At 63.6% G+C, this 9,843-nt stretch carries 10 protein-coding genes; 6 read left to right on the forward strand and 4 right to left on the reverse strand.

Annotation, left to right across the window (positions count from 1 at the left end; genetic code table 11):
• The first annotated feature begins 4 nt into the window (after positions 1-4).
• From FKP22_RS01455 to FKP22_RS01465, 3 genes are read left to right on the forward strand one after another with little or no spacing between them, the layout of a single operon-like run.
• Positions 5-508, forward strand: coding sequence for a peptidylprolyl isomerase (locus FKP22_RS01455; protein WP_141284471.1), 504 nt, complete (start codon positions 5-7; stop codon positions 506-508).
• The gene (locus FKP22_RS01460; RefSeq protein WP_141284473.1) at positions 501-1,292 is read left to right on the forward strand and encodes a UDP-2,3-diacylglucosamine diphosphatase; all 792 of its coding nucleotides are present in this window, start codon (positions 501-503) and stop codon (positions 1,290-1,292) included. The genes FKP22_RS01455 and FKP22_RS01460 overlap by 8 nt, the downstream gene beginning before the upstream one ends.
• 17 nt (positions 1,293-1,309) lie before the next feature.
• A complete protein-coding gene (locus tag FKP22_RS01465) occupies positions 1,310-2,092 on the forward strand; it encodes a M90 family metallopeptidase (RefSeq protein WP_141284475.1) in 783 nt (260 codons plus the stop codon).
• 84 nt (positions 2,093-2,176) lie between these two features.
• Here FKP22_RS01465 and clpA read toward each other — a convergent pair whose 3' ends face one another.
• The gene (gene clpA, locus FKP22_RS01470; protein ID WP_141284477.1) at positions 2,177-4,489 is read right to left on the reverse strand and encodes an ATP-dependent Clp protease ATP-binding subunit ClpA; all 2,313 of its coding nucleotides are present in this window, start codon (positions 4,487-4,489) and stop codon (positions 2,177-2,179) included.
• Positions 4,486-4,845, reverse strand: a complete 360-nt coding sequence (gene clpS / locus FKP22_RS01475) for an ATP-dependent Clp protease adapter ClpS (protein WP_141284479.1) — start codon at positions 4,843-4,845, stop codon at positions 4,486-4,488. The genes clpA and clpS overlap by 4 nt, the downstream gene beginning before the upstream one ends.
• A gap of 233 nt (positions 4,846-5,078) precedes the next feature.
• Between clpS and FKP22_RS01480 the strand changes: the two genes are divergently transcribed.
• Complete coding sequence (locus FKP22_RS01480) at positions 5,079-5,318, forward strand: cold shock domain-containing protein (RefSeq protein ID WP_141284481.1); 240 nt, start codon at positions 5,079-5,081, stop codon at positions 5,316-5,318.
• A 498-nt stretch (positions 5,319-5,816) separates the two neighbouring features.
• On the forward strand, positions 5,817-6,998 hold the full coding sequence (locus FKP22_RS01485; protein ID WP_141284483.1) for a sigma-54 interaction domain-containing protein: 1,182 nt from the start codon (positions 5,817-5,819) through the stop codon (positions 6,996-6,998).
• A 58-nt stretch (positions 6,999-7,056) separates the two neighbouring features.
• Here the strand turns inward: FKP22_RS01485 and icd are convergent, their stop codons facing one another.
• The gene (gene icd / locus FKP22_RS01490; RefSeq protein WP_141284485.1) at positions 7,057-8,310 is read right to left on the reverse strand and encodes an NADP-dependent isocitrate dehydrogenase; all 1,254 of its coding nucleotides are present in this window, start codon (positions 8,308-8,310) and stop codon (positions 7,057-7,059) included.
• Positions 8,311-8,564: 254 nt separating this feature from the next.
• On the opposite strand from icd, the gene FKP22_RS01495 reads away from it, so the two are divergent.
• On the forward strand, positions 8,565-9,044 hold the full coding sequence (locus FKP22_RS01495) for a DUF192 domain-containing protein (RefSeq protein ID WP_141284487.1): 480 nt from the start codon (positions 8,565-8,567) through the stop codon (positions 9,042-9,044).
• A gap of 113 nt (positions 9,045-9,157) precedes the next feature.
• On the opposite strand, the gene FKP22_RS01500 is transcribed toward FKP22_RS01495, so the two are convergent.
• Entirely contained in the window at positions 9,158-9,742 is a 585-nt protein-coding gene (locus FKP22_RS01500; protein ID WP_141284489.1) for a superoxide dismutase, read from the reverse strand.
• Between the last annotated feature and the right edge of the window lie 101 nt (positions 9,743-9,843).

A 9,843-nucleotide genomic window follows, 5' to 3' on the forward strand; every position in this document is an offset into this window, starting at 1 on the left:
AACCATGACCAAGACTGTTGAACTGACCACTTCCGCCGGCGTGCTGCGCATCGAACTTGACGACGCCAAGGCGCCTGCCACCGTTGCCAATTTTCTGGCCTACGTGAACAAGGGCCACTACGACGGCACCGTGTTCCACCGCGTGATCAAGAGCTTCATGATCCAGGGCGGTGGCATGCTGGCCGACATGAGCCAGAAGCCCACCGACGCAACGATCCAGAACGAGGCCAACAACGGCCTGAAGAACCTGAAGTACACGTTGGCCATGGCACGCACCAACGCGCCGCACTCGGCCTCGGCCCAGTTCTTCATCAACACCAAGGACAACGACTTCCTGAACTTCAGCAGCGAGTCGCCCAGCGGTTGGGGTTATGCGGTGTTCGGCAAGGTGGTTGCTGGCACCGAGGTGGTGGATGCGATCGAGAAAGTTCGCACAGGTCGCAAAGGCATGCACGACGACGTGCCGCTCGAGGCGGTGACGATCGAAAAGGCCGTCGAGATTGTCTGACGCAGCCTTGGCCCCCAGCGCCGTGGTGGCGCCGGGCGCCTTGCGCCAGCTGCCGCCCGCCTGCCAGCGGGCGGTTTTCATCTCGGACCTGCACCTGAGCGAGTCGCTGCCGCGCACCACCGGAGCCTTCCTGCGCCTGCTGGCGCAACCGCAGGGGGACGCCTTGTTCATCCTCGGCGACCTGTTCGAAGCCTGGGTGGGCGACGACATGCTGGACCAGCCGTACGAGGCTGGTGTTGCTGCGGCCATCGCCGCCCTCGCCCGCCAGCAGCCGGTCCATGTGATGCGCGGCAACCGCGACTTCCTGCTGGGCGCGCGCTTCTTCCGCGAGACCGGCTGCGTCGAACTGCCAGACCCGGTTGCTTTCCACGGCTTTGGCCAGACGGTGTTGCTGAGCCATGGCGACGCGCTGTGCCTGGACGACAAGGCCTACCAGCAGTTCCGCGCCCAGGTGCGGCAGCCCGCGTGGCAAAGCGCCTTGCTCGCCCGGCCGTTCGCCGAGCGCATGGCGATCGCGCAGCAGATGCGAGGCGCCAGTCGTGCGCAAGCGCGCGAGCCCGAGACCTACGCGGACATAGACCCGGCCATGGCGCAGGGCTGGCTGGCAGAGGCCGGCTCGCAGTTGCTGGTGCATGGCCACACGCACCGCCCTGGCAGCGACGCGTTCGTTGGCTGGCAGCGCCATGTGCTGTGCGACTGGGAGCTGGACCATGGCGACGCCGACCGCGGCGAGCTGATGCTGTGGGACGCGCAAGGCTGGCACCGCCGGCCCCTGCCCGCCTGAATCGTCTCGATCTGTCGATGGCCTTCCTGCAGAAGCTGCGCGACTGGCGCGAGCAGCGCGCCCTGCGGCGTTACGCGATTCCCGATGCCTTGTGGCAGGCGGTGCTGGCGCACTACCCGTTCCTGAGCCATCGCCCGGCGGACGACCTGATCGAGCTGCGTGGGCTCGCCAGCCTGTTCCTGTCGCAAAAGGAATTCACCGGCGCCCAAGGGCTGGTGGTGGACGATGCGATGGCGGTTGCGATTGCCGCCCAGGCCTGCCTGCCGGTGCTGAAGCTGGGCCTGGCGATGTACGACGGTTTTGTCGGCATCGTCGTGCACCCGGATGAAGTGATGGCCCAGCGCGAGTTCATGGACGACGACGGCGTGGTGCATGAATACGAGGAATGGCTCAGCGGCGAAGCGATGGCTGGCGGGCCGCTGATGCTGTCATGGCCGGACGTCGAAGCGGCCGGCGAGTCCGCCGAAGAAGCCTACAACGTCGTGATCCACGAGTTCGCCCACGTGCTGGACATGCGCGGGGGTGAGCCCGACGGCGTGCCTTTGCCCGCAAGCGCCCAAGCCGCGCGCGAACGCTGGCTCGCAGTGTTCGATCCTGAGATGGCGCGCTTCGTCGAACGCGTTGACGCGGGCGAAACCACGCTGCTGGACCCCTATGGCGCGGAAGCGCCGGAAGAATTTTTCGCCGTGGCCGCCGAGGCGTTTTTCGTCTGCCCGCAAGCCTTCCGTGAGGAGCACCCGGCGCTGCACGAACTGTTCGTCGGGTACTTCAAGCAGGACCCGGCAGCCGCTGTGCGCTAAGCAGTGCCGCATCAACGACAAAGGCGCCCGAGGGCGCCTTTGATTATGTGCCTGCCGGTCTCAACCGGCCGGTATGCGCGGCCGTCAGACCGCAGCAGCTTCCGCACGCGGCTTGTCGCCACTCTTGCCAAGTGGCTGGATGTCCAGCTGCACCTCGCCAGCCTCGTCCACGTCCACCGCCAGGCGACCACCATCGACCAGGCGACCGAACAGCAGTTCGTCGGCCAGCGCGCGGCGGATGGTGTCCTGGATCAGGCGCTGCATCGGGCGCGCGCCCATCAGCGGATCAAAGCCCTTCTTGGCCAGGTGCTTGCGCAAGCCATCGGAGAAAGTCACTTCGACCTTCTTTTCGGCCAACTGTTGCTCCAGTTGCAGCAGGAACTTGTCGACCACACGCATCACGATCTCTTCGTCCAGCGAGCGGAAGTTGACGATAGAGTCCAAGCGGTTGCGGAACTCTGGCGTGAACAGGCGTTTGATGTCGCCCATCTCATCACCTTGCTGGCGCTGGGTCGTGAAGCCGATGGTCGCCTTGTTCATGGTCTCGGCGCCCGCGTTCGTGGTCATGATGATGATCACGTTGCGGAAGTCGGCCTTGCGCCCGTTGTTGTCGGTCAGCGTGCCGTGGTCCATGACCTGCAGCAGCACGTTGAAGACGTCCGGGTGGGCTTTCTCGATTTCATCGAGCAGCAGCACGGAATGCGGCTTCTTGGTGACGGCCTCGGTCAGCAGGCCACCCTGGTCGAAACCGACATAGCCCGGAGGCGCACCGATCAGCCGGCTCACCGCATGGCGCTCCATGTACTCGGACATGTCAAAGCGGATCAGCTCGATGCCCAGGATGTAGGCCAGTTGCTTCGCCACTTCGGTCTTGCCCACGCCCGTGGGGCCGCTGAACAGGAAGGAGCCAATCGGCTTGTCGGACTTGCCGAGGCCGGAGCGGGCCATCTTGATGGCAGCCGCCAGCACGTCCACCGCAGGGTCCTGGCCGAAAACCACGCTCTTCAGGTCGCGCTCCAGGCTCTTGAGCTTGCCGCGGTCATCGCTCGAAACGCTGGCCGGCGGAATGCGCGCGATCTTCGCGACGATTTCCTCGACCTCGTTGCGGGTGATGGTCTTCTTCTGCTTGCTCTTGGGCAGGATGCGTTGTGCCGCACCGGCTTCGTCGATCACGTCGATCGCCTTGTCCGGCAGGTGGCGGTCATTGATGAACTTGGCCGACAACTCGGCTGCGGCCTGCAGTGCACCGACCGCGTACTTCACGCTGTGGTGCTCCTCGAAGCGGGACTTCAGGCCCTTGAGGATCTCGACCGTCTGCTCCACCGTCGGCTCGACCACGTCGACCTTCTGGAAGCGACGGCTCAGCGCCGCGTCTTTCTCGAAGATGCCGCGGTATTCCTGGAAGGTGGTGGCGCCAATGCACTTCATCGCGCCGCTGGACAGCGCCGGTTTCAGCAGGTTGCTGGCGTCCAGCGTGCCGCCGGAGGCCGCACCCGCGCCGATCAGCGTGTGGATCTCGTCGATGAACAGGATGGACTTCGGGCTGTCCTTGAGCTGCTTAAGCACACCCTTCAAACGCTGCTCGAAGTCGCCGCGGTACTTGGTGCCGGCCAGCAGCGCGCCCATGTCCAGCGAATAGACGATGGCGTCCCCCAGCACCTCGGGCACCTCGCCTTGCGTGATGCGCCAGGCCAGACCCTCGGCGATGGCGGTCTTGCCCACGCCGGCTTCGCCAACCAGCAGCGGGTTGTTCTTGCGGCGGCGGCACAGCACCTGGATGACACGCTCGACCTCATGCTCGCGGCCGATCAGCGGATCGATCTTGCCGTCCTTGGCATGCTGGTTCAGGTTGGTGGTGAACTGATCCAGCGGCGAGCCTTTTCCTTCGCCACTTTCTTCCTTCTCGGCTTCGCCGCCGCCGCTGCCCTCGTTGCTGCCCTTGGCAGGCTCGGGCGGGTCGGACTTCTTGATGCCGTGGGCAATGAAGTTCACGACATCCAGGCGGGTCACGCCCTGTTGATGCAGGTAGTAGACCGCGTGCGAGTCCTTCTCGCCGAAGATGGCCACCAGCACGTTCGCGCCAGTGACTTCCTTCTTGCCGCCGCCCGTGGACTGCACATGCATGATGGCGCGCTGGATCACACGCTGGAAGCCCAGCGTGGGTTGCGTGTCCACTTCGTCGGTGCCGCCCACGGTGGGCGTGTTTTCGCGGATGAAAGCGACCAGGCTCTTGCGCAGGTCTTCGATGTTGGCTGCACAGGCTCGCAGCACCTCAGCAGCAGACGGGTTGTCCAACAAGGCCAGCAACAAGTGCTCTACCGTGATGAACTCGTGTCGCTGCTGGCGTGCCTCGACGAACGCCATGTGCAGGCTGACTTCCAGTTCTTGGGCAATCATGCGGCCTCCATAATGCATTGAAGCGGGTGTCCAGAGCGTCGTGCCGCGGCGAGCACCAGCTCGACCTTGGTTGCGGCGACGTCCTTGCTGAACACGCCGCACACTGCACGCCCTTCATGATGAATCTTCAACATGATGAGGGTGGCAGCCTCAAGATCAAGCCTGAAATATTCCTGCAGCACCATCACCACGAACTCCATGGGTGTGAAATCGTCGTTGAGCAAGACCACTTGGTACATGCGCGGCGGCTTGGTGCGGGCGGCCTTTCGTTCGGCCACCACGGCCCCCTGCCCGTCTTCCGGCTTGATCACCGAAGGCGTGGATGGCAGAGGGGCAACGGGTCGTTTCGCAGGCATGAATCGAGTATAGCGAGATGACCAACACCGCACAGCCGTTAGGCAATGGTCGTCGCATCAAGACGCTGACCATTCGGTGAAAAAGCGCCGGGCCGTGCCGCATTTCGCAGCATCGGCCGCCGTCAACGCCCCCGGCGGAGCTCGGCTCATCGCTCAGCCCATTTGACATCGACAAAGCCATGCCTCAAGAATAGCGACCACAAGCCTGCAAAAGGCGTCAGGAGGAATTGCAAATGGAAGCGGTTGGAACCGTGAAATGGTTCAACGATGCCAAGGGTTTTGGCTTCATAGAACCAGAGTTGGGTGGCGGTGATGTGTTCGCGCATTTTTCGGCCATTCAGATGGAAGGCTTTCGCACCCTGAAGCAAGGCGGACGTGTCCGTTTTGAATTGGTGCAAGGGCCCAAAGGCCAGTTGGCGCAGAACATACGGCCAGTGGACGAAGTCCCCGTGCCTCAAACTGTGGCCAGCTGAGCCCTCGAGCCGAGCGGCGGGCCGTCCGGCTCGCCGGCTTTCCCAGGTGTCCGGTGACGGGCGCCTGCCCTGTCCCATACCGGCTTGCCGGTATGGGCGTGGCGCAGCTTTGCCCTGGCGTCGTTCACCAGCGGACAGCAGGCAAACGCATACCCAGGTTTGATTTTGGGTATGGACAACACAGGCCCTGGTATTTGACGAGATGTGTCGCCTCATCGACACATTCAAAGGGCGGCGTCTTCGTTGTCACTTTCTGAGGCAGGCACACGCGTTGCCCGGTCCTTGGCGTCGTGCAAACCACCTTCACAAGGCGGCCAGTCGCCGTAACAGCACATTGCCCGGCTAACTGATGCCCGCCCGGTTTTTATCCCGCAAAGCTTTGCGTTACACACGTTGCTGAACCGCACATTCACGCGTATGCAAATTCGATTTCATGTCTTGACGCACTCGTTTTGTGCGCCTAAGGTGGAGTTCATCTGACTTTTTTTGCACTGCAACATGCCCGGACCCACTGAACGGCTCTCCCCGCGGCGGCTGGCCCTCGCAGAGCAAGGGCCAGACACCAGCCCCGTGCGCGCCAAGGCGCTGCTCTTCCACGACCCTGCGTCTTGCGCGCTGCTTGAGCAGATCGAACGCATCGGGCGCAGCGATGCGTCGGTGCTGCTGATCGGCGAGACAGGCACCGGCAAGGAACTCGTCGCCCGTCACCTGCATGCCATGAGTGCTCGCAGCGGGCCTTTTCTTGCGGTCAACTGCGGCGCGTTCAGCGAATCGCTGATCGACGCCGAGCTCTTCGGCCACGAAACCGGTGCTTTCACCGGCGCTTCGCAGGCACGTGCTGGCTGGTTCGAGGCCGCCCATGGCGGCACCCTGTTCCTGGACGAAATTGGCGACCTGCCCTTGTCGCTGCAAGTGAAGCTGCTGCGCGTGCTGCAGGAGCGCCAGGTCGTGCGCCTGGGCTCGCGAAAGACGCTGGCAGTAGACGTGCGGCTGGTGGCCGCCACCAACATCGACCTGCGCGGCGCGGTGGCGGCGCAGCGCTTCCGGGCCGACCTTTATTACCGACTCAGCGTCGCGACCGTGCAATTGCCGCCATTGCGGGATCGTCCGGGGGATCTGCTGCCGCTGGCACGCCATTTCGTTAGCCAGTACGGCCCTCGCCTGAAGCTGGCGGATGCGGTGCTGAGCGCAGAGGCCGAAGCTGCGCTGCTGGACTACAGCTGGCCCGGCAACATTCGCGAGCTGGAAAACGTCATCCACTTTGCGCTGATCGTCTGCCGGCATGGCGTGATCGAGGTCAGCGACCTGAAGCTGGTGGCGGCCGTGACGGCAACGCTGGAAGAACCTGCGATCCGGGCACTGGCGCCTGTGGACCGGCTGGCGCCGAACGCAACGATGGCGCCTGCGCAGGCTGAGGCGCCGCTGGCCGACATCCGCCAGCAGCAACTGGAAGCCGCCCTGGAGGCCTTGCTGAATGCCGGGCTGTCGGACGTGTTCCAGCGCGTCGAAGCCACACTGGTGAAGACGGCGTTCGCGCGCACCGACGCCAACCAGGTGCGCACCGCGCGCGCACTGGGCATCACCCGCAACACGCTGCGCACGCTGCTGCGCCGGCATGGCCTGCTTGCACCGGCCAAGCCAGGCGAAGACTCTCAGTTCTCCCAGTTGGACGACGACTGAGCCTGCTGGGCGACTGCTCGGAAAGAACGCCCCGCCTCCGATGAGGCGCGGGCGGGACTCACATGTTGGCGATCATGACCTGCCCAAAGCCTGAGCAGGACACTTGTGTCGCACCGTCCATCAGGCGCGCGAAGTCGTAAGTCACCTTCTTGCTCAGGATCGACTTTTCCAGCGAGCGGATGATCAGATCCGCAGCCTGAGTCCAGCCCATGTGGCGCAGCATCATCTCCGCCGAGAGGATTTCGGAGCCAGGGTTGACGTAGTCCTTGCCTGCGTACTTTGGCGCGGTGCCGTGCGTGGCCTCGAAGCAGGCCACCGAATCCGACATGTTGGCGCCAGGTGCGATCCCGATGCCACCCACCTGCGCCGCCAGCGCGTCGGAGATGTAGTCGCCATTCAGGTTCAGCGTGGCGACGACCGAATACTCCGCAGGGCGCAACAGGATCTGCTGCAGGAAGGCATCGGCAATCGAGTCCTTGACGACGATTTCCTTGCCGTTCTTCGGGTTCTTCAGCCGGCACCACGGGCCACCGTCGATCAGCTCTGCGCCGAATTCCTTCTGTGCCAGCGCGTAGGCCCAGTCACGGAAGCCACCTTCGGTGTACTTCATGATGTTGCCCTTGTGAACAATGGTCACGCTGGGCTTGTCGTTGTCGATCGCGTACTGGATCGCCTTGCGAACCAGGCGCTCGGTGCCTTCGATGGAAACCGGCTTCACGCCGATGCCCGAAGTCTCGGGGAAGCGGATCTTCTTGACGCCCAGTTCGTCCTGCAGGAACTTGATCAGCTTGACGGCCTTGTCGCTCCTGGCTTCGTACTCGATGCCGGCATAAATGTCTTCCGAGTTCTCGCGGAAGATCACCATGTTGGTCTTTTCCGGCTCCTTCAGCGGCGAGGGCACGCCCTTGAAATACTGCACCGGCCGCAGGCAGACATAGAGATCCAGTTCCTGGCGCAGTGCCACGTTCAGTGAACGGATGCCGCCGCCCACTGGCGTGGTCAGCGGGCCCTTGATCGACACCACGTACTCGCGAAGAATGTCCAGCGTCTCTGCCGGCAGCCACACGTCGGGGCCGTAGACCTTGGTCGACTTCTCGCCCGCAAAGATCTCCATCCAGTGGATTTTCTTTTCGCCTCCGTAGGCTTTCTCGACCGCGGCGTCGACCACCTTGATCATCACTGGCGTGATGTCCAGGCCGGTGCCGTCGCCCTCGATGTAGGGAATGATCGGGTGGTTCGGGACGTTGAGCGAGAAGTCCGCGTTGACGCTGATCTTCTGCCCATCCTCGGGCACCTTGACGTGCTGGTACATGCGCTTGCTCCGCGAGTCGTGATGGATCATTCCCAGCCAGAAAACGCGAGGCTTGGCCCTGGTTTTCGTCGAGGAATTTGGATGCCTGAAATTCTATGCGAGCCCTTCTTGCCTGCCGGTAGGCAGGGCCGGGCCGTGCTCGAACGGGGCGCTCGCACGCGCGCGCTCTGGCGAAGCGGTGAAGCTCGATTCTGCGTCGGCCATTCCGGGCGCTCCGACGTTCGATAATCCAGACTTACCCCCGGTTGGAAAACATGACCCTGATCCACACAAGCTTGCGTGCCTGGTGCCTGGCGATCACTTCGCTGACGGCGCTGGCTTCCATCAGTCCGTCTACGCTGGCGCAGTCGACTGGACAGGCACAACACTTGTCCACTGTCACGCTGGGCGCCGGCATGTACAACATCGTCGCGCAAGTGGCGCGCACGCCGCAGGAGCGCCAGATCGGGCTGATGTTCCGCGAGAACATGCCGGTGCACGAAGGCATGCTGTTCATCTTCGAAGAAGCAGCCACGCAGTGCTTCTGGATGAAGAACACACTGCTGCCACTGTCCGCCGCCTTCGTGGCCGAAGATGGCCGCATCGTCAACATCGAAGACATGGCGCCCCAGACCGAGACCTCGCACTGCTCGAAGCAGCCGGTGCGCATGGTGCTGGAGATGAACCGGGGCTGGTTTTCCAAGCGTGGGCTGAAGGCCGGCAGCAAGCTGACCGGCGCGCCATTCTCGGGCTGATCGCGCCCGCCGCCAGTCGCCGGCCATGGCGTTGGCAGTTGTGAAAAAGCCGTCGCAGGGACGGCCTTTGTGGTGCATCGGGCAGCTGCCGTGCGGCAGCAGCCGCCGAGCACTCAGCTCGCGAAGTTGGCCTCCGCGAAGCCCCAGTTGGCGAGCGACGTGAGGAAGGTCTCGACGAACTTCGGGCGCAGGTTGCGGTAGTCGATGTAGTAGGCATGTTCCCACACGTCGATCGTCAGCAGCGCGGTGTCGCCCGTCGTCAGCGGGGTGCCGGCGGCACCCATGTTGACGATGTCGACCGAGCCGTCGGCCTTCTTCACCAGCCAGGTCCAGCCGGAGCCGAAGTTACCCACGGCGCTCTTGGTGAAGGCTTCCTTGAAGGCTGCGAACGAGCCCCACTTGGCATTGATGGCGTCAGCCAGCGCGCCTTTGGGCTCACCGCCGCCGGCCGGCTTCAGGCAGTTCCAGAAGAAGGTGTGGTTCCAGATCTGGGCCGAGTTGTTGTAGATCGGGCCAGAGGACTTCTTGATCACGTCTTCCAGCGGCACGCCGGCGAACTCGGTGCCGGCCACCAGGTTGTTCAGGTTCACGACATAGGCGTTGTGGTGCTTGCCGTGGTGGTATTCGAGCGTCTCGCGGCTCATCGCGGGGGCCAGGTCGTCCAGACCGAACGGCAGCGGCGGCAGGGTATGTTCCATGCAAGTTCCTTTCGAGGTATGCCGGCGCGGCGGTGCGCGCCGGGTGTTGTGCAAGAGTTGGCAGTACCTCGTCGATTGTAGGCAAGGGATGCGACAACCGT

This window comes from Ideonella azotifigens (assembly GCF_006519715.1).
In the GTDB taxonomy this organism is placed as follows: domain Bacteria; phylum Pseudomonadota; class Gammaproteobacteria; order Burkholderiales; family Burkholderiaceae_C; genus Ideonella; species Ideonella azotifigens.

What these genes read in the sequence shown, in the direction of transcription:
- FKP22_RS01480 (WP_141284481.1), top strand. Translation starts at nt 5,079, where the DNA reads ATGGAAGCGGTTGGAACCGTGAAATGGTTCAACGATGCCAAGGGTTTT.
- icd (WP_141284485.1), bottom strand. Translation starts at nt 8,310, where the DNA reads ATGTACCAGCACGTCAAGGTGCCCGAGGATGGGCAGAAGATCAGCGTC.
- FKP22_RS01500 (WP_141284489.1), bottom strand. Translation starts at nt 9,742, where the DNA reads ATGGAACATACCCTGCCGCCGCTGCCGTTCGGTCTGGACGACCTGGCC.
- clpS (WP_141284479.1), bottom strand. Translation starts at nt 4,845, where the DNA reads ATGCCTGCGAAACGACCCGTTGCCCCTCTGCCATCCACGCCTTCGGTG.
- FKP22_RS01495 (WP_141284487.1), top strand. Translation starts at nt 8,565, where the DNA reads ATGACCCTGATCCACACAAGCTTGCGTGCCTGGTGCCTGGCGATCACT.
- FKP22_RS01465 (WP_141284475.1), top strand. Translation starts at nt 1,310, where the DNA reads ATGGCCTTCCTGCAGAAGCTGCGCGACTGGCGCGAGCAGCGCGCCCTG.
- FKP22_RS01455 (WP_141284471.1), top strand. Translation starts at nt 5, where the DNA reads ATGACCAAGACTGTTGAACTGACCACTTCCGCCGGCGTGCTGCGCATC.
- FKP22_RS01485 (WP_141284483.1), top strand. Translation starts at nt 5,817, where the DNA reads ATGCCCGGACCCACTGAACGGCTCTCCCCGCGGCGGCTGGCCCTCGCA.
- clpA (WP_141284477.1), bottom strand. Translation starts at nt 4,489, where the DNA reads ATGATTGCCCAAGAACTGGAAGTCAGCCTGCACATGGCGTTCGTCGAG.